Source organism: Paraburkholderia sp. 35.1 (assembly GCF_050436525.1).
GTDB classification, from domain to species: Bacteria; Pseudomonadota; Gammaproteobacteria; order Burkholderiales; family Burkholderiaceae; genus Paraburkholderia; species Paraburkholderia tuberum.
Genome location: NZ_JBNDMJ010000003.1, coordinates 677,336 through 700,547, shown reverse-complemented (window position 1 = coordinate 700,547; position 23,212 = coordinate 677,336). Strand labels below are relative to the sequence as shown.

21 protein-coding genes and 2 tRNA genes are annotated in these 23,212 nt (G+C 60.0%); 19 read left to right on the top strand and 4 right to left on the bottom strand.

Translation table 11 applies throughout. The features are described from left to right. The first annotated feature begins 15 nt into the window (after positions 1–15). The 11 genes from OKW27_RS23225 to OKW27_RS23175 all read left to right on the top strand — a co-directional run bounded on the left by OKW27_RS23225 (position 16) and on the right by OKW27_RS23175 (position 10,884). Positions 16–2,259, top strand: a complete 2,244-nt coding sequence (locus OKW27_RS23225) for a RelA/SpoT family protein (protein WP_429335010.1) — start codon at positions 16–18, stop codon at positions 2,257–2,259. Between the two features lie 105 nt (positions 2,260–2,364). Further along, positions 2,365–2,441 (top strand) — tRNA-Val (locus OKW27_RS23220). 254 nt (positions 2,442–2,695) lie between these two features. Further along, positions 2,696–4,603, top strand: a complete 1,908-nt coding sequence (gene thrS / locus OKW27_RS23215; RefSeq protein WP_429335009.1) for a threonine--tRNA ligase — start codon at positions 2,696–2,698, stop codon at positions 4,601–4,603. A gap of 49 nt (positions 4,604–4,652) precedes the next feature. Continuing rightward, positions 4,653–5,177 (top strand): translation initiation factor IF-3, encoded by a 525-nt coding sequence (gene infC, locus OKW27_RS23210; protein WP_075643713.1) that lies wholly within the window; start codon positions 4,653–4,655, stop codon positions 5,175–5,177. Positions 5,178–5,435: 258 nt separating this feature from the next. Then, a complete protein-coding gene (gene rpmI, locus OKW27_RS23205; protein WP_006052501.1) occupies positions 5,436–5,633 on the top strand; it encodes a 50S ribosomal protein L35 in 198 nt (65 codons plus the stop codon). A 29-nt stretch (positions 5,634–5,662) separates the two neighbouring features. Further along, positions 5,663–6,022: a 50S ribosomal protein L20 gene (rplT, locus tag OKW27_RS23200; protein WP_006052502.1), complete on the top strand. Its 360-nt coding sequence runs from the start codon at positions 5,663–5,665 to the stop codon at positions 6,020–6,022. A gap of 158 nt (positions 6,023–6,180) precedes the next feature. After that, complete coding sequence (gene pheS, locus OKW27_RS23195) at positions 6,181–7,194, top strand: phenylalanine--tRNA ligase subunit alpha (RefSeq protein WP_008918800.1); 1,014 nt, start codon at positions 6,181–6,183, stop codon at positions 7,192–7,194. 160 nt (positions 7,195–7,354) lie between these two features. After that, entirely contained in the window at positions 7,355–9,790 is a 2,436-nt protein-coding gene (pheT, locus tag OKW27_RS23190) for a phenylalanine--tRNA ligase subunit beta (protein WP_429335008.1), read from the top strand. Between the two features lie 69 nt (positions 9,791–9,859). Continuing rightward, positions 9,860–10,276 carry an integration host factor subunit alpha gene (locus OKW27_RS23185; RefSeq protein WP_090800976.1) on the top strand — a complete coding sequence of 139 codons (417 nt, stop codon included), beginning with the start codon at positions 9,860–9,862 and terminating at the stop codon, positions 10,274–10,276. A 39-nt stretch (positions 10,277–10,315) separates the two neighbouring features. Further along, positions 10,316–10,732, top strand: coding sequence for a MerR family transcriptional regulator (locus OKW27_RS23180; RefSeq protein ID WP_429335007.1), 417 nt, complete (start codon positions 10,316–10,318; stop codon positions 10,730–10,732). A 75-nt stretch (positions 10,733–10,807) separates the two neighbouring features. Further along, positions 10,808–10,884, top strand: a tRNA-Pro gene (locus tag OKW27_RS23175). A 777-nt stretch (positions 10,885–11,661) separates the two neighbouring features. Here OKW27_RS23175 and OKW27_RS23170 read toward each other — a convergent pair. From OKW27_RS23170 to OKW27_RS23160, 3 genes are all read right to left on the bottom strand, one after another. After that, a complete protein-coding gene (locus OKW27_RS23170) occupies positions 11,662–12,279 on the bottom strand; it encodes a hypothetical protein (protein ID WP_429335006.1) in 618 nt (205 codons plus the stop codon). A 178-nt stretch (positions 12,280–12,457) separates the two neighbouring features. Then, positions 12,458–12,691, bottom strand: a complete 234-nt coding sequence (locus OKW27_RS23165) for a hypothetical protein (protein ID WP_429335005.1) — start codon at positions 12,689–12,691, stop codon at positions 12,458–12,460. A 485-nt stretch (positions 12,692–13,176) separates the two neighbouring features. Then, positions 13,177–13,926, bottom strand: coding sequence for an IS6 family transposase (locus tag OKW27_RS23160; RefSeq protein WP_429335004.1), 750 nt, complete (start codon positions 13,924–13,926; stop codon positions 13,177–13,179). Positions 13,927–13,958: 32 nt separating this feature from the next. Between OKW27_RS23160 and OKW27_RS23155 the strand changes: the two genes are divergently transcribed. Beyond that, a complete protein-coding gene (locus OKW27_RS23155) occupies positions 13,959–14,087 on the top strand; it encodes a hypothetical protein (protein WP_429335003.1) in 129 nt (42 codons plus the stop codon). 373 nt (positions 14,088–14,460) lie between these two features. On the opposite strand, the gene OKW27_RS23150 is transcribed toward OKW27_RS23155, so the two are convergent. Next, positions 14,461–15,894 (bottom strand): RICIN domain-containing protein, encoded by a 1,434-nt coding sequence (locus OKW27_RS23150; protein ID WP_429335002.1) that lies wholly within the window; start codon positions 15,892–15,894, stop codon positions 14,461–14,463. A 440-nt stretch (positions 15,895–16,334) separates the two neighbouring features. Here OKW27_RS23150 and OKW27_RS23145 point away from each other — a divergent pair, with 440 nt between their 5' ends. From OKW27_RS23145 to OKW27_RS23115, 7 genes are all read left to right on the top strand, one after another. Then, positions 16,335–17,711 (top strand): IS4 family transposase, encoded by a 1,377-nt coding sequence (locus tag OKW27_RS23145; protein ID WP_429335001.1) that lies wholly within the window; start codon positions 16,335–16,337, stop codon positions 17,709–17,711. 680 nt (positions 17,712–18,391) lie between these two features. Further along, a complete protein-coding gene (locus OKW27_RS23140; RefSeq protein ID WP_429335000.1) occupies positions 18,392–18,793 on the top strand; it encodes a hypothetical protein in 402 nt (133 codons plus the stop codon). A 34-nt stretch (positions 18,794–18,827) separates the two neighbouring features. Then, positions 18,828–19,166 carry a hypothetical protein gene (locus OKW27_RS23135; RefSeq protein WP_429334476.1) on the top strand — a complete coding sequence of 113 codons (339 nt, stop codon included), beginning with the start codon at positions 18,828–18,830 and terminating at the stop codon, positions 19,164–19,166. After that, positions 19,167–19,673 carry a tyrosine-type recombinase/integrase gene (locus tag OKW27_RS23130; RefSeq protein WP_090808695.1) on the top strand — a complete coding sequence of 169 codons (507 nt, stop codon included), beginning with the start codon at positions 19,167–19,169 and terminating at the stop codon, positions 19,671–19,673. Between the two features lie 853 nt (positions 19,674–20,526). Beyond that, positions 20,527–21,435, top strand: a complete 909-nt coding sequence (locus OKW27_RS23125; protein WP_429334999.1) for a 3-keto-5-aminohexanoate cleavage protein — start codon at positions 20,527–20,529, stop codon at positions 21,433–21,435. Further along, positions 21,432–22,319: a carbon-nitrogen hydrolase family protein gene (locus OKW27_RS23120; protein ID WP_429334998.1), complete on the top strand. Its 888-nt coding sequence runs from the start codon at positions 21,432–21,434 to the stop codon at positions 22,317–22,319. Before OKW27_RS23125 ends, OKW27_RS23120 begins: the two co-directional genes overlap by 4 nt. Positions 22,320–22,429: 110 nt before the next feature. After that, a complete protein-coding gene (locus OKW27_RS23115; protein WP_429334997.1) occupies positions 22,430–23,023 on the top strand; it encodes a carboxymuconolactone decarboxylase family protein in 594 nt (197 codons plus the stop codon). Positions 23,024–23,212: the final 189 nt, after the last annotated feature.

The following is a 23,212-nucleotide window of genomic DNA, read 5'->3' as shown; positions in this document are numbered from 1 at the left end:
GCGGGCCGTCGCACCATGAACACCGATACCGTTCCGAGCGCGCCTCATCCCCATCGTTCCTTCGACGAAGCGATGGCGTTCGTGCGCGAACATGCGGGCGAGGTGCGGCTGTCGTCGGGCGAATTGCTCGCGGATCACGCGGCGGGCACCGCGTCGATCATGCGCAAGCTCAACGTCGATCCGCCGGCGGTGCTGGCCGCTGCGCTGTTTGCGCTGACACCGCATCTGCGCGATCCTGAGCGCGTGATCGCCGACGACTTCGGCGAAGAAGTCGCCCAACTGGTCGGCGACGTACGCAAGCTGCTGCGGCTCGGCACGGTCAGTTTGCGCGCGGCGCAAAACGCGATGCCCGAGGCCGGGCGTGACGCGCAGGCTGCGCGCCGCGTGCAGGTCGAGGCGCTGCGCAAAATGCTGCTCGCGTTCGCGCAGGACATTCGCGTCGTGCTGATCCGCCTCGCGTCGCGGCTGCAAACGCTGCGTTATTACGCGGCCGCGAAGCTCACGCCGTCGCCCGACGTCGCACGCGAAACGCTCGATATCTACGCGCCGCTCGCGAACCGCCTCGGTATCTGGCAATTGAAGTGGGAGCTCGAGGACCTCGCGTTCCGTTTCGAGGAGCCGGACACCTACAAGCGCATCGCGAAACTGCTCGACGAGAAGCGCGTCGAGCGCGAGAGCTATGTCGCGCAGGCGATCGAACGCCTGCAGCAGGAGCTGGCCGCCGCGCATATCCGCGCGGAAGTGAGCGGTCGGCCGAAGCATATCTACAGCATCTGGCGCAAGATGCGCGGCAAGGAGCTGGACTTCGCCGAGCTGTACGACGTGCGCGCGTTTCGCGTGATCGTGCCGGACATCAAGGACTGCTACACCGTGCTCGGCATCGTGCACAATCTGTGGCAGCCGGTGCCGAAGGAGTTCGACGATTACATCTCCCGGCCGAAGCCGAACGGCTACAAGTCGCTGCACACCGTCGTGATCGGCGACGACGGCCGCGCGTTCGAAGTGCAGATCCGCACGCAGGAAATGCATCGCTTCGCCGAATACGGCGTGGCCGCGCACTGGCGCTACAAGGAAGCGGGTGCGCGCGGCTATGGCGGCACGTTCACCGCGAGCGAGAAATACGACGAGAAGATCGCCTGGCTGCGACAGCTGCTCGCGTGGAAGGACGAAGTCTCCGAGGGCGAGCATGGCGAAGCGGGCTCGGCACAGCCGTGGGAGCAGTTGCGCCAGGCCACGCTCGACGACGATCACATCTACGTGCTGACGCCGCAGGCGCGCGTGATTCCGCTGCCGCACGGCGCGACGCCGATCGACTTCGCGTTTCACCTGCACAGCGAGCTTGGGCATCGTTGCCGCGGCGCGCGCGTCGACGGCGCGATGGTGCCGCTCAACACGCCGCTGCAGAACGGCCAGACGGTCGAGATCGTGGCGGTGAAGGAGGGCGGTCCGTCGCGCGACTGGCTTAATCCGCAACTTGGCTATCTGCAAAGCCCGCGCGCGCGGCAGAAGGTGCGCGCGTGGTTCAACGCGGTGGAGTTACAGGAGCACATCGCGAACGGTCGCGCGATGGTTGAAAAAACCCTGCAGCGCGAAGGCAAGACCTCGGTCAATCTCGATCAACTGGCCGCGCGGCTCGGTTTCAAGACCACCGACGACCTGTTCTCCGTGGTCGGCAAGGAGGAGTTCAGTCTGAGGCTCGTCGAGCAGGCGTTGCAGGATGCGCCGCCGCCCGAGCCCGAGGTCGATGCGCCGGAGAAGTTCGAGAAACGCAGCAGCGGCGCGAGCGTCGCGCGCGGCGCATCCACGGGGGTGCTGGTGGTCGGCGTCGATGCGTTGCTCACCCAGCTCGCGCGCTGCTGCCGGCCGGCGCCGCCCGACGACATCTGCGGATTCGTTACGCGAGGCAAGGGCATGTCGGTTCATCGCAGCGACTGCGCGACGTTCCGCCGGATGGCGGAGCGCGCGCCGGAGCGCGTGCTTCAGACGGCGTGGTCGGCGGACGTGATGAGCGGCCGCGGCCATTCCGTCTACCCGGTCGACCTCAGCATCGAGGCGACGGACCGGCAAGGTCTGCTGCGCGATATCTCCGAAGTATTCGCGCGGGAAAAGATGAACGTGATCGGCGTAAAGACGCAATCGCGCCGCAATGCCGCGTTCATGCAATTTACCGTCGAGGTGTCGAGCTCCGAGCAGATTCAGCGCGCGTGCACGCTGCTGGGCGAGATCACGGGTGTCGTGCGCGCGACGCGCAAGAACTGAGGCGCGGGCGGTTGGAAAAAGCCCCGCTAGTGGCGCGACGGATTAAAGTCGCTGCATAAAAGTACTTGCCAAGCTGCGCTATACCCCATATACTCTCGTTTCTTCAGGCTCGTAGCTCAGCTGGTTAGAGCACCACCTTGACATGGTGGGGGTCGTTGGTTCGAGTCCAATCGAGCCTACCAACGAAAATGAAATTCCAGCCTCGCTGGGGTTTCGCAAACTGCAGTAAGCGCTTTGAGCGCAAAAAGGCGAATACGGTTATGACACCGCGAACGTTGACCGAAACCACTTCGGAACGACGCTAGTCGAGGACCACTTTCGCCAGTGAAGTTTGCATAAAATGTGAATGCGGCCCCTCGAAAGCGGGGCCGCATTTTTTTTATCTTTTTGACCCTGGTTGTATGTGCCGCCGCCGGTCGGCACCACGGAGAACGCAATGGTTTCGATACGTTTGCCTGACGGTTCTGTTCGACAGTACGAGCATCCGGTGACCGTCGCCGAAGTGGCCGCCTCGATCGGCCCCGGTCTCGCGAAAGCCGCGCTCGGCGGCAAGATCGACGGGGAGCTGGTCGATACGTCCATGCTGATCGATCACGACGTGGCGCTCGCCATCGTCACGGAGAAGGACGCAGACGGTCTCGATATCATCCGCCACTCGACGGCGCACCTGCTCGCGTACGCGGTGAAGGATCTGTACCCGGAAGCGCAGGTCACGATCGGTCCGGTCATCGACAACGGTTTCTATTACGACTTCTCCTATAACCGTCCTTTCACGCCGGAAGATCTCGAAAAGATCGAAAAGCGCATGCAGGAACTCTCGAAGAGGGACGAGCCGGTGTCGCGTCGCGTGGTGTCCCGCGACGAAGCGGTCGAGTACTTCAAGAGCATCGGTGAAAAGTACAAGGCCGAGATCATCGAATCGATCCCCGCTAGCGACGAAATCAAACTGTACTCGCATGGCGGCTTCACGGACCTGTGCCGCGGCCCCCACGTGCCGTCCACCGGCAAGCTGAAGGTCTTCAAGCTGATGAAAGTCGCGGGCGCGTACTGGCGTGGCGACTCGAAGAACGAGCAACTGCAACGCATCTACGGCACGGCCTGGACGAAGAAGGAAGACCAGGAAGCGTATCTCCACATGCTCGAAGAAGCCGAGAAGCGCGACCATCGCAAGCTTGGTAAGCAGCTCGACCTGTTCCACATGCAGGACGAGTCGCCGGGCATGGTGTTCTGGCATCCGCGCGGCTGGACGCTGTGGCAGCAAGTCGAGCAGTACATGCGCCGTCGCGTGAACGACGCCGGCTACCTAGAAATCAAGACGCCGTTGATCATGGACCGCTCGCTGTGGGAAGCGTCGGGCCACTGGCAGAACTATCGTGAAAACATGTTCACGACGGAATCGGAAAAGCGCGACTACGCGATCAAGCCGATGAACTGCCCCGGTCACGTGCAGGTGTTCAATCACGGTCTGCGCTCGTATCGCGATCTGCCGCTGCGTTACGCGGAGTTCGGTTCGTGCCATCGCAACGAATCGTCGGGCGCGCTGCATGGACTGATGCGTGTGCGCGGCTTCGTGCAGGACGACGCGCATATTTTCTGTACCGAAGATCAGTTCATCAGCGAATCGATCGCGTTCAACACGCTGGCAATGAGCGTCTACCGCGACTTCGGCTTTGATAGCGTCGAGATCAAGCTGTCACTGCGCCCGGATGCGCGCGCCGGCACCGACGAAACTTGGGATCGCGCGGAGCAGGGACTGCGCGAGGCGCTGACGGCCTGCGGCGTCACGTGGGAAGAGTTGCCCGGCGAGGGTGCATTCTACGGCCCGAAGGTCGAGTATCACATCAAGGACGCGCTCGGCCGCTCGTGGCAGTGCGGTACGCTGCAGCTCGACATGGTGTTGCCGGAGCGGCTGGGTGCCGAATACGTTGCCGAAGACAACAGTCGCCGTCGCCCGATCATGCTGCACCGGGCGATCGTCGGATCGATGGAGCGTTTCCTCGGGATTCTGATCGAGCACCATGCCGGTGCAATGCCCGCTTGGCTCGCGCCGATGCAGGTCGTTGTGATGAATATTGCGGAAAGTCAGGCCGAATACGCGCAGGCGCTAGCCCAATCGTTGCAAAAACAAGGGGTTAGAGTCGAGGCCGATTTGCGCAACGAGAAGATTAGCTATAAAATACGCGAGCACACGCTGGAAAAGGTCCCCTACCTGTTGGTGGTCGGCGACAAGGAGCGTGAAGCGCAAACGGTAGCCGTGCGTGCCCGTGGTGGTGTCGATATGGGCGTAATGCCTGTTGACGCCTTCATTGAGCGTCTGCGCCAGGACGTGCAGTCGTTCAACTGAGCCACTTGGTACCCGGCTCGTTTTTTTTAATTTTTAGAGGAAACGTAACATCGCTACTGATAAGTCTGCGCACCGCATCAACGGTGAAATTACAGCACCCGAGGTGCGACTGGTCGGCGTCGAGAACGAACCGCTCGGCATCGTGAAACTCGCCGATGCGTTCCGCATGTCGGAACAGCAGGACGTAGATCTGGTCGAAATCGCTCCGCAAGCGGTTCCGCCAGTTTGCCGCTTGATGGACTACGGCAAGTTCAAGTACCAGGAAGCGAAGAAGCAACACGAGGCCAAGCTCAAGCAGAAGGTCATCCAGGTCAAGGAAGTCAAATTCCGCCCAGGTACCGACGACGGTGATTACAACGTCAAGCTGCGCAACCTCGTCCGCTTCCTCGAAGACGGCGACAAGACGAAAATCACGTTGCGTTTCCGTGGCCGCGAAATGGCTCACCAGGAAATCGGCATGCGCATGCTCGAACGCCTGCGCACCGACCTCGACGAAGTCGGTCAGGTCGAGCAGATGCCGAAAATGGAAGGGCGCCAGATGATCATGGTGCTCGCTCCGAAGAAAAAGAAGTAAGCGCGAAACAGTTGGCCGGAGCGACGGCGTGCCATGTGGCGCGCGCTCCGGCGGCGCAAGGTTGTTGGATGCTGTGCTGGGTGTCCGGCTTGGTGTCGGAAGGTTTCGGAACGTCGCGCATGCAAGTGCGCAGTTGTTCCCGAAAAGCGGCCGCTGGCAGAATCGGCGGTCTGCATACCAAGTGGAATGGGTTTCGAAGGGCGGGAAATGGCCATCTGGCCGACCGCACACCCATGTCCATCTAATAATGGAGTTGTCATGCCGAAGATGAAGACCAAGAAGAGCGCTGCAAAGCGCTTCGTGGTGCGTCCGGGCGGTACCGTCAAGCGCGGTCAGGCCTTCAAGCGTCACATTCTTACCAAGAAGACCACCAAGAACAAACGCCATCTGCGCGGCTCCACGGCAGTTCATGATTCCGATCTGAACTCCGTTCGCGCAATGCTGCCGTTCGCTTAACCCTTAACCGACACTCATAGGAGCGAAACATGCCTCGAGTAAAACGTGGGGTTACCGCACGGGCCCGTCACAAGAAGATCATCAAGCTGGCCAAGGGTTACCGCGGCCGTCGCAATAACGTCTATCGCATCGCCAAGCAGGCGGTCATGCGCGCAGGCCAATACGCCTACCGCGACCGCCGCAACAAGAAGCGTGTGTTCCGCGCACTGTGGATCACGCGTATCAACGCGGCGGTGCGTCAGCACGACATGACGTACAGCGTGTTCATCAACGGCCTGAAGAAGGCGTCGATCGAACTGGACCGTAAGGTGCTGGCCGACATGGCTGTGTTCGACAAGGCTGCTTTTGCTGCGATCGTTCAGCAGGTGAAAGCCGCCGTTGCAGCCTGATTGCGCTTCTGGCAATTAAAACTGCGTGGTTCGTTGCAGCGAACATCCGGTAGTCTCGGTGACGCTGCAACAAAAACGGGGCTCCTCACCGAGCCCCGTTTTTGTTGGTAGAACCAGTTTTGTTTCGATAGAACACTGACGTTGAAATGATGGGATCAATGGATCTGGACCAGATTGTCGCCGACGCGCAAAAAGCCTTCGCAGAAGCCCCCGACGTCACCACCCTCGAGAACGAGAAAGCGCGCTTTCTCGGTAAGGCGGGTGCGCTGACCGAGCTGTTGAAGGGCCTTGGCAAACTCGATCCCGAAACGCGCAAGACCGAAGGCGCACGGATCAACCTCGTCAAGCAACAGGTCGAGGCCGCGCTCACAGCACGTCGTCAGGCGCTCGCCGACGCACTTCTGAACCAGCGTCTCGCTGCTGAAGCGATCGACGTCACGCTGCCGGGCCGCGGCGCCAACGCAGGTAGCCTGCACCCGGTGATGCGCACCTGGGAGCGCGTCGAACAGATTTTCCGTACGATCGGGTTCGACGTGGCCGACGGCCCCGAGATCGAAACCGACTGGTACAACTTCACCTCGCTGAACAGCCCGGAAAACCATCCGGCGCGTTCGATGCAGGACACCTTCTACGTCGACGGCAAGGATGCCGACGGCCGCCCGCTGCTGCTGCGCACGCATACGAGCCCGATGCAGGTGCGCTACGCGCGCACCAACACGCCGCCGATCAAGGTGATCGTGCCGGGCCGCACGTATCGCGTGGATAGCGACGCGACGCATTCGCCGATGTTCAACCAGGTCGAAGGCCTGTGGATTGACGAGAACATCAGCTTCGCGGACCTGAAGGGCGTCTATACCGACTTCCTGAAGAAATTCTTCGAGCGCGACGACATTCTCGTGCGCTTCCGTCCGTCGTATTTCCCGTTCACCGAACCGTCGGCCGAGATCGACATGCAGTTCGAAACGGGCAAGAACGCGGGCAAGTGGCTCGAAATTTCGGGCTCCGGCCAGGTGCATCCGACTGTGATCCGCAACATGGGTCTCGACCCGGAGCGCTACATCGGCTTCGCTTTCGGCAGTGGCCTCGAGCGTCTCACGATGCTGCGTTACGGCGTGCAGGACCTGCGCCTGTTTTTCGAAAACGACCTGCGATTCCTGCGTCAATTCGCGTGACCCGGCGCGCGCGAGCGCGACGAAGCATAAATCGCGGCAGCGCACCTGGTGCGCGCCGCGAGCGTCCCCGGCAGAGCTCGCTGAACCGGCGCAAGACCACCGGGCTTTACGAAGCATCTGCCGGACGTGGACCTAACCTGATCACAACGTACACAGAACCATGCAATTTCCGGAATCCTGGCTCAGAACTTTTGTCGATCCGCAACTGACCACCGACGAGCTGTCGCACGCGTTGACGATGGCGGGTCTCGAAGTCGAAGACCTGCGGACGGCCGCGCCGCCGACCTCGAAGATCGTCGTAGGCCAGGTGCTGGAAGTCGTCAAGCACCCGGATGCGGACAAGCTCAACGTGTGTCAGGTCGACGCTGGCACCGGCGCGACGCTCAACATCGTGTGCGGCGCGCCGAATGTTGCGCCCGGCATCAAGGTGCCGGTCGCGCTGGTCGGCGCGCAACTGCCGCCGGCCGAAGAGGGCGGCGCACCGTTCGCGATCAAGCTGTCGAAGCTGCGCGGCGTGGAAAGCCAGGGCATGCTGTGCTCGGCGCGCGAGCTGAAGCTCTCCGAAGATCACAGCGGTCTGATGATCCTGCCGGAAGACACGCCGATCGGCCAGGACATCCGCGACACGCTCAATCTCGACGACACCGTTTTTGAAATCAAGCTGACGCCGAACAAGGCCGACTGTCTGTCGGTATTCGGCGTCGCGCGAGAAACGTCGGCGATTACCGGAGCGCCGCTGCGTCCGCTCGAAATCAAGCCGGCTCCGGTCGCGCTCAACGAAACGCTGCCCGTGAAAATCTCCGCGCCCGATCTGTGCGGCCGTTTCTCGGGCCGCGTGATCCGCGGCGTCAATGCGCGCGCGAAGTCGCCGCAATGGATGGTCGAGCGTCTCGAGCGCTCCGGCCAGCGCAGCATTTCCGCGCTCGTCGACATCTCGAACTATGTGATGCTCGAGCTGGGGCGTCCGTCGCACGTGTTCGATCTCGACAAGATCCACGGCGGCATGGACGTACGCTGGGGCCGCAAGGGCGAAACGCTGAAGCTGCTGAACGGGAACACGGTCGAGCTCGACGAAACGGTCGGCGTGATCGCCGACGAGCAGCATATCGAAAGCCTCGCGGGCATCATGGGCGGCGACAGCACCGCGGTCACGCTCGACACCACCCACATCTATCTCGAGGCCGCGTTCTGGTGGCCCGACAGCATTCGTGGCCGCTCGCGCAAGTACAACTTTTCGACCGATGCAGGCCATCGCTTCGAGCGCGGCGTCGACTACGCGACGACCGTCGATCATATCGAGCGCATCACGCAGCTGATCCTCGACATCTGCGGCGGCGAAGCGGGTCCGGTCGACGATCAGATCGTCAACGTGCCGAAGCGCGCGCCCGTGAAGATGCGCGTTTCGCGCGCGAACCGCATCATCGGCGTCGCGATCGGTGTCGATGAAATCGCGCAGATCTTCACGCGCCTCGGCCTCTCGTTCGAGCGTGACGGCGATACGTTCTCGGTGATGCCGCCGTCGTACCGCTTCGATCTCGAAATCGAAGAGGACCTGATCGAAGAGGTCGCGCGTATCCACGGCTTCGAAAAGATTCCGGCGCGCCCGCCGGTCGCGACCAGCGAAATGCGCGCGACCAACGAAACGCAACGCTCCATCCACGCGATCCGTCATGCGCTCGCCGCGCGCGACTACGCGGAAACGGTGAACTTCAGCTTCGTCGACGCGGAGTGGGAGCAGGACTTCGCAGGCAACAGCAACCCCGTGCGTCTGATCAACCCGATCGCGAGCCAACTGTCGGTGATGCGCACGACGTTGTTCGGCAGCCTGATTCATGTGTTGCGCACGAATCTGAACCGTCGCGCGGCGGACCGCGTGCGCGTGTTTGAAGCAGGTCGCGTATTCCTGCACGATCCGTCGATCAAGGCCGGCGAGCTGACCGTCGAAGGTTTCGCGCAGCCGAAGATGATCGGCGCGCTCGCCTATGGGCCCGCGCTCGACGAGCAGTGGGGCGCACCGACGCGTGCCGTCGACTTCTTCGACGTGAAGGGCGACCTCGAAGCGCTGGTCGCACCGGCGGTCGCGCGGTTCGTACAGGCCGAGCATCCTGCGCTGCATCCGGGACGCAGCGCGCGGATCGAATTGAATGGTCGCGCAGTGGGCTGGATTGGCGAATTGCATCCGCGCTGGATGCAAAAATATGATTTGCCGCATGCGCCGATTCTGTTTGAAATCGAAGCGGAAGCATTAATGCAACGGGTATTGCCGATTCCGTCGGAAGTTTCAAAATTCCCGCCGGTACGACGTGATATCGCGGTGGTCGTCGATCAGAAAATCGAGGTTCAGGCGCTGCTCGACGAGCTTCAGAAGGCCCAGTCCGAACCGGCCTGCAAGGCTGTCCAGAAGGTTGCACTTTTCGACGAATTTCGTCCAAAATCAAACACTTCCGGTGGTCTGGCCGCGCACGAGAAAAGCCTTGCGTTCCGGGTGACCTTGCAAGATACTGGCGGAACCCTTCAGGATGAAACGGTCGATCTGGCTATTCAAACTCTGGTGGAACGTCTAGCTCGAGTATATGGCGCACGGTTGCGCGGATAACCCGCATTTAACAATTGCACGGCTGTTTCCGCATCCATTGTTTTACGCTTGGCGCGCCATTTGATAGATATGAATGAAATGAACTCGAGTGATTTCGAAGCCCTTCTTACGGCGCAACGCAGCGCCATGATTCGAGATATTCCGACATCATCCGCCGTCGTTTCCAATGAAACGCCGACACTCACCAAGGCGGAACTTGCCGAGTTGCTGTTCGACAATGTCGGGCTCAACAAGCGGGAAGCGAAGGACATGGTCGAGGCGTTCTTCGAGGTGATCCGCGATGCGCTCGAGAGCGGCGACAGCGTGAAGCTGTCGGGCTTCGGCAACTTCCAGTTGCGCGACAAGCCGCAGCGTCCCGGCAGAAATCCGAAGACGGGCGAGGCGATTCCGATTGCGGCACGTCGCGTGGTGACGTTTCATGCAAGTCAAAAACTGAAGGCGCTCGTCGAAAACGGCGCCGAAGCGAGCTTCTCGCGCGCTGATTGACTGGCGCGCTTTCGGGCAACCCATCACGGCTAACTGACGATGACAGCGACGATCGAAAAAGTCGTCTTGCCTCCGATTCCGGCGAAGCGGTACTTCACGATTGGTGAGGTCAGCGAACTTTGTGGGGTAAAGCCTCACGTGCTGCGTTACTGGGAGCAGGAGTTCACCCAGTTGAGGCCGGTCAAGCGGCGCGGCAATCGTCGGTATTATCAGCATCACGAGGTGCTGCTGATCCGGCGGATTCGAGAGTTGCTGTACGAGCAGGGTTTTACGATCAACGGGGCGCGCAACCGGCTCGATTCGCATGGCGGCGGTGGGCCGGATTCGGTGGTCGAAGAGGGTGAGGCTACCGCCGGAGTCGCGGGTCAGGTGCAGGCATCGGCGGCAACGGTTGCGGTCGATGTCGAGAACTTACGCAAGGAACTGCAGAACGTAATCGATCTGCTGGGCCACTAGTTCATGGACTTGTTCGCTTTGTTCGTGTCGAGCGGTTCTAATCGAATGAAGTGTCTGTTATAATTTTCTTCTGTTCGGGGCGTAGCGCAGCCTGGTAGCGTACCTGCATGGGGTGCAGGTGGTCGGAGGTTCAAATCCTCTCGCCCCGACCAATAGATATAAGGCTCTCATGGCTTCGGCTCTGAGAGCCTTTTTCGTTTGGAGCCGATTTTGCCCCCACGTTTGCCCCCACATGACGACCGGCTCTCGCGGGAACGGAATGGAATTTCGGGTAGCGTTGAGGGGCCGGCCGCGTTCGTTGCTCACGAGCTTGAGGCTCGTATATCAATGCGCGAACTGTGCCAGCGACAACCTGTTTACCGGTAAGGCAGTCCCATTTCTGACGGCTTGGGGGCTGCCAGCCGTCCAAATGTGGGTCGGCGGAGCAGCAGTTCGTTCGCTTAGGAAAACCAGGGATGCGTGTTGGATACTGGCGCGGCATATCGATACCTGCCCGAGGGAATCTCTATGAGCGGATGCGGTTGCAGCTTATGGGGGCGGATTCAACCGGTGGATGCAATAGTTTGCCGGCTCGTCGGTGCGGTCATTCGTGTGTTGCTGCGTGGCGCCCATCGCGAACGACCGGTTCCACGTGAAGGGACGTGCCTGCCGGCCCTGTACGTTTTGACGGCGTCTCGGCTCATGCGGTTGCATGCTGCGATTGGTTGCCGTGACTGGATGGCTGCGCGACGACACCGACTACTGTCGTAGTATGCTCTGCGAATACAATCGGCGACGGGGTGATTTCGCCAGCGCGCCCTTCAATAAGTTGACAATACCCACCGCGCGTCTGGTTGATCGCCGGCAGGAACTTGAGACGTAGGTCGCCAAGCCCGCGCTCGACTTGAACGACCGGATGGCGTTGCGTGCGGCGCTATTTCGGGGTTGCGCTAAAAAGGCGGCAAGCTCAATCGTCCGGCTGGCGCCGAACCGACAACCACGTCCCCGCCGGACAACCGAGCCAATAGCCGCTCCACACGCGGCCGCGCCACCGCCAACGCAGTCCCGATCCCGCCCACCAGCCCCACCCCGTACAAGGCTAGGAAGCCCGTATAGGACATCGCCGGGGCGATAAGGCGCGCCACGCCTACAAAAGACGCATAGAGCCACGACACCGAACTGATGGCCCCCAACAAGACGCATATCGTCGCCGCCCGACGTGGGCGACGCTGCGGTGTGGTCAGCATCGGAAACGCGACTCGATGCAGCAGCAAGCCGTTCGCCGTCAGCAGGCATACCACTGTCAGCTTTGCAGCCAGCTTCGGCTTGGAGACCAGCACAGCCACGTGTAAGCCGGTGCCAAGCAGGATCATAGCGACGCCCGTTATCCAGAGCAGGCCGAGCAACCCTGCAATGGTACGTCCGGTGGTTTCCAGTCTGACGGCATCAATGCGCCGAGCTGTGAGCAGCGCCACGTCTTCCCGCAACACGCGCACGATGGCGAAGGCGAAGGCGAGGGTGTGGCTATACAACAAGAGCTGGCGAGCGGTGATGGTTAGCATGTTCATGACGGGCCTCACTTCCTTTTGAGGGTCTCGCCGACCGACTCCTGGCAGGCGGTGGGTGATCGTCTTTGGGGGTCGCGGCCTTCCATTTTCCGACCAGAGCCCACTGTGCCGACGGTTGCATTTAACGGCTTGCCGACTCGACCGTTCAAGGCGTCAATCCGGCTGGTGAGCGTGGCGGCTACTGCTCGACAAAGCTTCGCGAATCTGGCCAGCTCGATTTCTCATATGCGGCTGTCGATTCATCGTCCGTGCGAGCCGTTGGACTGCCATGGCGCAGTGCCAGGCCGTACAGTTCGTCAAGCTGCTTGTCTGTCGGGTATTCGAGCGCTGAGCCATACGTACGGGTGAGGGCGTCGAACGCTCTGGCTTCCGCGTCGGCAATCGTGGCGAACAGCGCCTCGTCCTTCGACATGAAAGCCACGGCCTTGACTGCGACCCGTTGGGCGCGTCGGGTAGCCATCGGGGTCAGTTCTTGAACCAAAGGCGCGGCCAAGGAACTTCAGCAGCCGGTCGCACGCGCCATTCCTTTCCGTTGCCGCGGCCTTCAACGCGTCCTGCATATCTGCTTCGGCCTGGCCCGTGGCGCGCTGCGCGGCCATTGAAGCCTGACTCCCCGTATGGTCTTCCGGCAGTTCCGGGCGCTTCGTTGCGGACACAACCAACGTCAACAGTTTTGCGAACTCGCTCATGGTAGGTCTCTCGTAGGGTCTTGTCGTTTTTTGATAGTGCAAGGAAGATGATAGATGGGCCATATGTTTTTAGTATGCACCTTGGAAAAAGCCTGTTCCGTTGTGTTGGAAAACGAACATAACGAGGGCAAGTACAAAAAGGTTCTAGGGTATTGTCAACTTATTGAAGGGCGCGCTGGCGAAATCACTCAACATAAGGATTACTAATTTATGCGGCAATGCGATCCAGCATCGGATTGCCCGTTACGGTTTCCCACGCCTTGACCGCATGCTTGCGGGCCTGCCGTTTCTGTTGCGCGTTCGCGTTGTAGCGGCAGTGCATGAAGAGGTTGCTTACCTGAGCATGGACCGACGTGAATCGTTGTAGATGGCGCGCCGACTTGAAGCGGCGCATCACCTTCTCGCGCACGCGTGTGGGCTGGTGGGAATTCTCCGCCCGGTTGTTCAGTCCTTTGTGTTGCCGATGCTCGACTTTCAGGCCCAGTTCGTTGTTCGCCGCCGCGTAGCTGCGCAGCTTGTCCGTGACGATCACGCGTGGGCAGCCGTGGCGCCTGAGCAGCTTGCGCATCAGCCGTTCGGCCGCCGCCTTGTCGCGGCGGCTCTGCACCAGCACATCGAGCACTGCGCCGTGCTGATCGACAGCCCGCCACAGCCAATGCTTCCTGCCGTGGATCGTCACGACCACCTCATCCAGATGCCACTTGTCGCCGCGACCCGGCGCTGTCGAACGGATACGCTTCGCGACCGCCAGAACGAACTTCGTCGCCCAGCACCGCACCGTTTCGTACGTAAGCTCGATTCCCCGTGCCGCGAGCATCTCCTCAACCATGCGCAGGCTGAGCGGGAACCGGTAGTACAGCCACACCGCGTAGCTGATGATGTCCGGCGGAAATCGATAGCCCTTGAACGAAATCGGCGCCTCGGCCGACAGCAAAACGGAAACGGAAGCTTTCTTCATGCCCCATTATATTCGTCGACCCCCGCGCCAACTTGACAATACCGTTCATGCACTGCCGCTACAACGCGAACGCGCAACAGAAACGGCAGGCCCGCAAGCATGCGTTCAAGGCGTGGGAAACGGTAACGGGCAATCCGATGCTGGATCGCATTGCCGCATAAATTAGTGATCCTTATGTTGAGTGATTTCGCCTGCGCGCCCTTACAAGTTGACAATACCTTCTCAACGAATGCGGTCCCGACGTCAGGACGACCCGAACTGGTATCAGGGGGCGCCCTACATCGCGGAGGTGGTCGTGTTCAATGAGCGTGAGCTGGCGCACTGTCATCCTCACGAAAGCAATACATTCACACTCGGGCTTGCCATATTCAAGACGGGATGCACTGACGCTTACCGAATATGAGTTCTGACAGAATCGGATGCGGGTGGGGAGACGGAAGCTGCAACAACTTTCCGTGTCGACTCACCCGGCAGCGGAGCTATAAAGCCCCGCGTGGAACGCCCGCATCTTCAGATTTGCCTGGCAGCTTGCGATCAGGGGGCGAGAACTTGCCACTGCTGGCTTTGCAAACCTTCGTATTGCCAAAGGTCTGCATTTGCACCAGAAGCCGTCGAGCCACCCTTGACATCGAGGCACGAACCGGGCGCGTGGGCCGGACACAGACGGTAATACTGCGAGCCGGTCGAGATGACACGCCAGATCTGATTGGCGGCACCGTGGTAATTCCACACCAGAACCTGCGCCCCATCTCCGGTACCCGCTCCGCTCACGTCCATCGCCAGGCTGCTACTGGCGGCGGCGACCTCATATTCGCCATTGCCCAGATTGACGAAGCTCCACAGTTGGCTTGTCGACCTCGTATAAGGAGTTTGCGTCAGCAAGCTGCCGTTTGCCTGGCCGGCCGGTGCCAGCGCCAGCCCGCTCGATCGGGATACGATCTGATATGTCCCGTCCGGAATCGGCCCGACGCCTCGTGCACTACCATGACCCTGCACTGAATAGTTCGCACCGACCGTGTAGGAGCCGAAATTGTCGATCTGCCACCAGCTATTGGCGAGCGCCGTATTGCCGGCGAGCGTGCCGGTTCCACTGCGGGTGATGATGCCTTCATTGGTGTTGCCAATGGCTGTATTGCCGACTATCGTTCCAGTCGTGGACTCCATGTCGAGACCGCTCATGGACAGACCGTTGTAGTTTGCAGTGCCAGGCGCGGTCGAGCCGTTGAAACTCAGGTCGTTGTTCGAGACGGTGAGATTGGCAGGAGTTTGCTGGGCATGAATACCCAGCCGATAGTTGCCGACGAATGTCGAGTTATCGACAGTGATCGCGTTGCTCCCCGGTCCGTTGATATGCAAGCCATCGCCCGCCCACGAGTTCAAGAAGCGCGAGTTGGTAATCGTCACATTCGTCGAGCCCCATAAATACGCATTGTGCCAGGCAAGGCCGTCGTTACCGTGCACCATAATGCCGCTATCGTGAAAGTAGGAGCGATCGATGGTCAGTCCATTGATGGACCCGGTTGCCATTCCTTCCGCCGTGTTCCTCACCTCGACGTTCAGAATCTTCAGGTTGCTCGCGTCGACAAGCTCCAAACCCTTCGCGGCTTCGTTGAGGCCACCGCCCGCCACCGAGTAGGCGTTGTTAGGATCAAAAGCCGCCGACTTCGGAACCTGTCCGTCAAGCACAAGGTTCGAGATGGTAATGTCGTGCAGGCTCCTCTGGCCATTCACAAGGATCAGGTTCCATACATAGGGCGTCGACGGTCCTTGAATCACCGTTGCGGCACCTTGGCCCGTCAACGTGATGTTGCTGCCCGGGATCTGGATCGAACTGCTCAAGGTCCAGACGCCCGCGCCGAGCGTAACGGTGCCGCCACCCGCTGCCGCTACCGATTGAAGTGCGCTCTGAATGCTCTGCCCGGGCTGAACGGTGGCGTCCAGCGCGTGCGCGCCCTGCGTCGGCAACAAAGCAGAGAGAGCCAGAGACGTTACTAGACTAATTGACCATCGTTCACTTTTCATGGAGAGTTCTGAAAAAAATCGACGTACTGAGATGGAGGCGCCGTGGGGTGGCGGCAGAAGAGGCCAGGAGAAGGAGCACGATTGGGACCGTCAAGAGCCATGCTTCGTGCTCGATGCGTCGTCGCGATCAAGCGGTTTATCGTCATCCGCGGGCCGGACTTGAGGGGCCTTTCATAAATTTTGTGTTCAAGGCATAACATGTAGCTCAAGGAGCATGTATGCCACGCAAACCCAAAACGGCCCCTAGGCCGAATGGCACTTACTTAAGCCTACATGGAGGAGAAGACGCGGGTAAGTGCTTGAAGAGAAAGGGAGGGGGCTGATCCAGGGATTGATACGATGGTTGTTACCAGGCAAACACCGTCTCATTCCAAAGATCAGCCCCCATGGATCGTAATGCACGAAGTCATCACAGGCAAACACGAAGCAGGGTTCAAAGCCGGGCGTGCAGGGCCCAGGCGGTAGACTACTTCAACATACTGACGAGCCCGGGGCTGTTGGGCATAACGGAAGCGTATTTGCCAGAACATCGGGAACGGCTGTATCCGCCGACGGTGACACTGTCGATGTTCATGCGCCAGGCGCTGGAAGAGGACGCCTCCTGTCAGAAGGCAGTCAACGGGTGGGCGGCGCAGCGAGCTGCCGACGGGCTGCGGCCCATGAGTGTGCGTACGGGAGGCTACTGCCGCGCTCGCCAGAGACTGCCGCTGACGATGGTGCGGGAGTTGGCGCGCGAGACGGGGCGCCAACTGCATGAGCAGGCCGAGGCTGCCTGGAAGTGGCGCGGGCGCCCGGTCAAGCTGGTTGACGGCACCGGGATCTCGATGCCCGATACGCCGTCGAACCAGGCCCGTTTCCCGCAGTCCAGTGCTCAGGCCGAAGGAGTGGGCTTTCCATTGGCCTATCTGGTTGCGGTGATCTGTCTGGCAAGCGGCGCAGTACTGGAGTCGGCGGTCGGAACTTACGCGGGCAAAGGCAGCGGGGAGCTGACGGCGTTTCGCATGCTGCAAGGCACGTTTCGCAAAGGTGACGTGATCGTCGCCGATGCCTTGTACTGCCACTACTTTCTGATGGCCTCAATGATCGCCGCCGGGGTGGACGTCGTGATGGAACAGCATGGGGCACGCCGCACCGACTTTCGGCGAGGCCGGTCCCTGGGCACGCGCGATCACATTGTGACGTGGCCCAAACCCCGGCAGCGTCCTGACTGGATGACGCATGAGCAGTACCAGGCCTTCCCCGATGAACTGATGGTGCGCGAGTCCAGGCTGCATCACCGGGTGCTGGTCACCACGATGCTTGATGCACGCAAGACCAGCAAACAGGACCTCTCGCAGTTGTATGCCAGGCGCTGGAACGTGGAACTGGATCTACGTAACATCAAGACGACGATGGGCATGGATGTGCTGCATTGCCAGACTGCCCACATGAACGAAAAGGAGATCGGGGTCCATCTGCTGGCCTACAACGTGATTCGGCTGCTGATGGCTCAGGCCGCCAGTCACCATGCCACTGACCCGAGAACACTGAGTTTCAAACACACGGTGCAGTTATGGACTGAATGGCTGGCCAGAGGTCTGACGGCAACTCACAACCAGAGTCTCCTGTTCAACCTGATCACGCACTCTTGCGTTGGGAGTCGCCCCGGTCGCATCGAACCACGAATGCGCAAACGAAGACCGAAGTCCTACCCATGGCTGAAAGAGCCTCGTCACATCGCACGTGAGCGCGTCCAAAAATATGGGCACGCTCCACGGGCTTAAGTAAGTGCCATTCCCCCCAGGCCCAGCCGGCCTCACCGTCAATTCCAAAGGAACTAAGGAAACACTGATTTATCTGGCTCGGTCGCGACAGCATTGCGTTGCGCGCCATTCCTCGCTGACCCCTGATAGGGCTGAAGATCCGCTGTATTGGCCGGTCATTGCAGTGAAGCACTTCCCACAGCAGACGGCAGTAATATTCGGCCAATAGTTCACGCGCTTCTGAACGTCTTCCTTCAACTCGCCGCATTCATCGCAGCGATCCAGGACACTGACCTGCAGCGGTCGGGAGCGCCACTGTTCGAGCGCGTTCATGTCAGCAGCCCTCGTGTTGATCTGCGACGCCGACGGCGATGATGTTCGCGGCCATCTTCCGCAGTTCTGACGACGTTGGATCATCTCGGTGCAGCTCGAGTAAATCTCTTGCGTTCATGCTCATCGTGGCTCTCACTGGATACAGGTCCATGGAATCAAGATAGATGGACGACCCAAAGAAAACCATTCTACGAACGGTCGCTGCAATCCTCCGTTGGCATAGCGCATTCATACGTTTGGATACCTCGATGGCATCCAGGAAGTGAGTGTTCGAGTCGGCGATGTACCGGGAGCCAGTCATACGCAGGTGACCGTGTCGACGTTGCCGGGAGACAGCATGCCACTCACGAAGTCTGAAGGCGACGTGGTTGCCGATCTTGATGTTTGGGCCTGTCAGATCTGTTGTCCAGTGTGGCATTTTCCGCCAGCGGGCAATCGACATTCGCATGTTGCTCGAGACGCAGATCACCGACAACACGATCCGATTCAAGCCGTCAAAGACGGCCGGCACGAGTGGCAAGGTGCTGGACGTTGAGATCACGCTGCAGATCCGCACGGTGATCGATCGCGCGAAGGCGATCAAGAAGAAGTACTTGATCACCAGCCCATACCTGTTCCCCACGCAGAAAGGCGGGGCGTATTCGAAGACCGGGCTTCATTCGATGTGGCGCCGCGCAAAGGATCGCGCCAACGTCACTGACAGCATCCAGTTCAAAGAGCTGCGGGCGCTCGGTGCAACAGACGCCGCAAAGGCCGGGAAAGGTGGGTGACTGTCACGCTGACAGCATCCGACGGGCCGACATCATGTCCGTGCTGGATACCGTCAAGGCGCGCGGTGCCGCGCGTCTGGCCAACCGGCTGCTCGCCGAACTGAGGCAGATGTTCGGCTTTGCACTGGTGCGCGAGATTGTGGCGGCCGATCCGACGACCGGCATCGAAAAGAAACACGTTGGTGGTCAGGAGGAGGAACGCGAACGTGTGCTGTCGGAGGCCGAAATCCGCGCGTTGTCAGCCAGACTCGCCGACGCCAATCTGCTCAAGTCGACGCAGCACGCTGTATGGGTCATGCTCGCGACGCTCACGCGGATCGGCGAACTGACCCGCGCGCGCCGTGCCGACATCGATCTGGCAGCGGGCACCTGAATCATTCCGGCGGACCACTCGAAAAACGCGAAGGAGCACACGATCTACCTAAGCGAGTTTGCCAAGACCCACATGCGGGCGCTGCTCGAACTCGGCGGCGATGAAGTCTGGCTCTTCCCGGCCGCCCGGCACGACGGGCCAGTGTGTTCCAAGTCCATTACGAAGCAGATCTATGACCGCCAAGGCGCGGCAAGCGGCACGCCGTTGCAGCACCGCAGCCAGCACATCGACGCGCTCATCTTGCCAGGCGGACGGTGGACCCCTCACGATCTGCGCCGAACGGGCACGACGCTGATGGGCGAGCTCGGCGTTCATGGCCACGTGATCGAGAAGTGCCTGAACCACCTCGAACAGAACAAGATCAAACGCACCTATCAACGGGCGGTCCGGCAGCAGGAACAGGCGGACGCATGGCGCCTGCTCGGCGCACGCCTGGAACTCCTGATGGATATCCCGTCGAACGTCGTGCCACTCCGGCAGGACGCCGCGCTCTCCGTGGCCGCATAAAACCTACGGCGAAAGGTGTTCTGCGCGCCGTACGCGCGGACGCTTGCAGTCTTCGTCTCGCGCTCAGGCGATTCGCCGCTCAGCCCCATAACGGCCTGCCTAGTGCTCAGAGACTTGCGAACGAATTCGGTCAAACCTTTGATGACGCGGAACCGAATAAATTGGACTTGCCGGATTTGCGACGCGAATTTGTTGGATTCGCAGAAGGGTGAGATTGGCACACGTTGCGCCCGTTGCGAATGGCTGCCCTTCAAAGCCGCCGTTGCAGCTAGACTGGGCCGAAGGTCACGCCGCTGACCGTCGTGCCATCACTGGGCGGCACCGACCTGGAATAGTGCGGCCGAACCCTACAACCTGAATCCGCAGGGGGAATAGACTCCAAACCACTTTCCGACCAACGATCGCAAAGACGTCGCGCCTGTATTCATACAACGCTCCTTTTTCTTGCACGCAAGGATGGCGGCCAATCGCGAGTGAAAAGACGTGCCTAGGCGTGCGCCAACAACGGCTGCCAGGAATTCGGTCAGTCTAATGGTAAACATATCCCGAATCATGACATAGTTATAACGATTTGGCAGTTTATCTGGATCTTCGCCTGGGTGTGCGCCTTTTCCCAGCTTGGACTTGATGCCCATCAGTCCGCCGCTCCCGGCAAATGTAGCCACTCCAATCAACCTCGTGGTTAACGATATAGGCCGCGCCGCACGGTCGTAAACGCCCGTGCTGGTTGGGGCGACGCGCCTCGAGTCGCGACGCCGACCGGGCGTTTCCGATTGCAGGTTGACAATTCCAAGTGTGCGTGCGTAAATATATCCCGTATAATGACATTTCACAATTAATTGTCGAGGCGGCTATGCAACAGAAAGTGATTTTGACTTGTGCGGTAACAGGTGGAGACGACACGGTGCCGAAATTTTCGGCGGTCCCGTTCAAGCCAAACCAGATTGCAGATGAGGCGATCCAGGCCTGCGAGGCGGGCGCGGCAATCGCGCATATTCATGTGCGCGACCCCGAGACCGGTAAGCCCAGCATGGGACTGGAGTTGTATCGCGAGGTGGTCGAGCGCATTCGCGAGAGTGGAAGCCCAATCATCATCAACCTCACCACGGGCCCGGGAGCGCGCTTCATACCGAGCAGTAGCGAGGCCAACACAGCTGCTCCGGGCTCCAATCTTCGAACCCCGGAAGAACGTGTTCGCCACATCCTTGCGCTCAAGCCCGAGATCTGCAGTCTCGACATGGGTAGCCTGAACTTCGGAAAGGGTGCTCTCATCAATGTGCCGGCCCACATCGAGGCGATCGCGGCAGAGATCCGGCGCGCAGGCGTGCTCCCCGAGTTGGAAATTTTCGATACCGGGCACCTTGCGCTCTCTCTGGATATGATCAAACGTGGCGTGATTGACCGCAACGCCATCTTCCAGCTTGTTATGGGCGTGCCTTGGGGTGCCCCGGCCGTCACTGAAGCGTTGAGTGCCATGAAGAGTCTTCTGCCACATGACAGCACATGGGCAGCGTTCGGGATTGGTCGCTCCGAGTTCCCGATGGTTGCTCAGGCTTACCTGCTGGGCGGCCATGTTCGGGTCGGCCTCGAGGACAACCTTTACATAGAAAAAGGCGTGCTCGCTCCTGACAATGCCTCACTGGTAAAGAAGGCTCGGACCATCCTCGAGATGCTTGGCGCAACTTTGGCAACTCCAGACGAAGCCCGGCAGATTCTGGGAATCGGCCAGGCCAAAACAGACGCCCCGGAGCCTGTGAAATGACCTCCAGTCTTTCGATCGCGTGCGTGCAGGTATCTCCGAACGGTGACCGTCATTCAAACATCGAAGAGGCTGTTGCTGGAGTGCGTCGTGCAGCAGCCAACGGCGCAACACTGATTACGTTGCCAGAATATGCTGCACAGTTGCACTCGAGAGGCCGAGTCATGCGCGATGGTGCCGGCTCAGACGAGAACGACGAGGCACTGGCCGCATTCAGTGCAGTGGCACGCGAATGCCAGTGCTGGGTGTTGGTGGGATCGCTGACGATGCGCGCTAGCAATGACAAGATCTACAACCGGTCGTACCTGTTCGCCGATGACGGGTCGGTCGCTGCCAGTTATGAAAAGCTACACATGTTCAATGCGACGTTGCCGACTGGACGCGTGATAAACGAAGGGGCGTTGTATGAGGCGGGGTCGCGTGCAGTAGCAGCGGAGACGCCATGGGGCCTTCTCGGTCTGACCATCTGCTACGACTTGCGATTTCCGCATCTCTACCGGGCGCTGGCTCAAGCAGGGGCGAAAATAATCGCCGTTCCGTCAGCTTTCACACGCGCCACCGGACAGATGCATTGGCACGCATTGCTCAGAGCGCGGGCCATCGAAAACGCGTGCTACATCATCGCTCCGGCGACGTGCGGAACTCACCCGGAATATCATTCGACATTCGGTCACTCGTTGGTTGTTGACCCCTTCGGGACGATTGTCCTGGAGGCAGGCGATGAGCCCGGTGTTTTCCAGGCAGAGATTGACCTGTCGCAAGTTGACGTTGCGCGGGCGCTGATCCCTTCACTCACGCATGATCGGCCATTTCAGGTCGATGTCGTATCCAGAAACCTGGGCAAAGGTGTGGTGGTGAGTGGCTTCAATGATAGCCGTCGTACGTGAATGGCCTTTGCGGAAGCCAGTTTGGATGACAGGCGGCGAACCCGCGGCGAATATGCTTCGCGGCGAGTCGTTGACGCCGCCGAGAACGTCTAACAGAGCGAGACTTTGATATGACTGAATCCGTAATGCGTTTTCCACCCTTGGAGCGCAGCGCCATGACGGAGCGGCAGAAAGCGGTGGCCGACGAGATTGCTGCAGGACCGCGAGGGTCACTTAAGGGACCGTTCCTTGTCCTGATCCACAATCCCGAACTGGCGAGTTGTGTGCAGACGGTGGGGGAACATCTCCGGTTCGGCACGGCGATTCCAAAAACGTTGATTGAACTGGCCATCCTCGTCGTTGCCCACCGTTGGAACTGTCAGTATGAGTGGTTTGCTCACGCCAGGATAGCGCGGGAAGCCGGGGTCAAGGAAGAAATGATCTCCGAACTTGCCGTCGGAAAAATGCCGAGCTCAATGAGTCCAGACGAAGCGCTGGTTCATCGGTTTAGCGTGGAAACAGCATGGGACGGTCGACCGGGTGAAGCCGCTCTCGATAGAGCAGAGGAGCGTTTCGGGCGTCCCACGGTTCTGGACCTCATCGCGATAGTCGGGTATTACACGATGCTTGCCATGGTCCTCAATGCCGCACAGGTTCCGGTGCCCGAGCACCCCATCGAACTGCAGAAAGCTGCATCGATACGCCCGATGACGCAGGTCGGTTGACCGAGCCTGGAAAGTCCACGTGTGAGATTGCTGCGAAGCGTTTGATAAAACCATTGAAAGAGCGCTTGGCGATACGAACCTTGAATTCATCTCGAATAGCATAGGAGACGACGATGCCGGCGGTTTCTGGAGGAAAGTTTGTAGTAGTAGGCGGAGCGAGCCTTCTCGGATCGTAAGCGTCATTTGAAG

Bases quoted from the DNA above. Each gene is read 5' to 3' on its own strand.
- thrS (WP_429335009.1), top strand. From the start codon at position 2,696: ATGGTTTCGATACGTTTGCCTGACGGTTCTGTTCGACAGTACGAGCAT.
- OKW27_RS23170 (WP_429335006.1), bottom strand. From the start codon at position 12,279: ATGAACATGCTAACCATCACCGCTCGCCAGCTCTTGTTGTATAGCCAC.
- OKW27_RS23120 (WP_429334998.1), top strand. From the start codon at position 21,432: ATGACCTCCAGTCTTTCGATCGCGTGCGTGCAGGTATCTCCGAACGGT.
- pheT (WP_429335008.1), top strand. From the start codon at position 7,355: ATGCAATTTCCGGAATCCTGGCTCAGAACTTTTGTCGATCCGCAACTG.
- rplT (WP_006052502.1), top strand. From the start codon at position 5,663: ATGCCTCGAGTAAAACGTGGGGTTACCGCACGGGCCCGTCACAAGAAG.
- OKW27_RS23160 (WP_429335004.1), bottom strand. From the start codon at position 13,926: ATGAAGAAAGCTTCCGTTTCCGTTTTGCTGTCGGCCGAGGCGCCGATT.
- pheS (WP_008918800.1), top strand. From the start codon at position 6,181: ATGGATCTGGACCAGATTGTCGCCGACGCGCAAAAAGCCTTCGCAGAA.
- OKW27_RS23185 (WP_090800976.1), top strand. From the start codon at position 9,860: ATGAATGAAATGAACTCGAGTGATTTCGAAGCCCTTCTTACGGCGCAA.
- OKW27_RS23125 (WP_429334999.1), top strand. From the start codon at position 20,527: ATGCAACAGAAAGTGATTTTGACTTGTGCGGTAACAGGTGGAGACGAC.
- OKW27_RS23135 (WP_429334476.1), top strand. From the start codon at position 18,828: ATGTCCGTGCTGGATACCGTCAAGGCGCGCGGTGCCGCGCGTCTGGCC.
- OKW27_RS23115 (WP_429334997.1), top strand. From the start codon at position 22,430: ATGACTGAATCCGTAATGCGTTTTCCACCCTTGGAGCGCAGCGCCATG.
- rpmI (WP_006052501.1), top strand. From the start codon at position 5,436: ATGCCGAAGATGAAGACCAAGAAGAGCGCTGCAAAGCGCTTCGTGGTG.
- OKW27_RS23180 (WP_429335007.1), top strand. From the start codon at position 10,316: ATGACAGCGACGATCGAAAAAGTCGTCTTGCCTCCGATTCCGGCGAAG.
- OKW27_RS23225 (WP_429335010.1), top strand. From the start codon at position 16: ATGAACACCGATACCGTTCCGAGCGCGCCTCATCCCCATCGTTCCTTC.
- OKW27_RS23165 (WP_429335005.1), bottom strand. From the start codon at position 12,691: ATGTCGAAGGACGAGGCGCTGTTCGCCACGATTGCCGACGCGGAAGCC.
- OKW27_RS23145 (WP_429335001.1), top strand. From the start codon at position 16,335: ATGGATCGTAATGCACGAAGTCATCACAGGCAAACACGAAGCAGGGTT.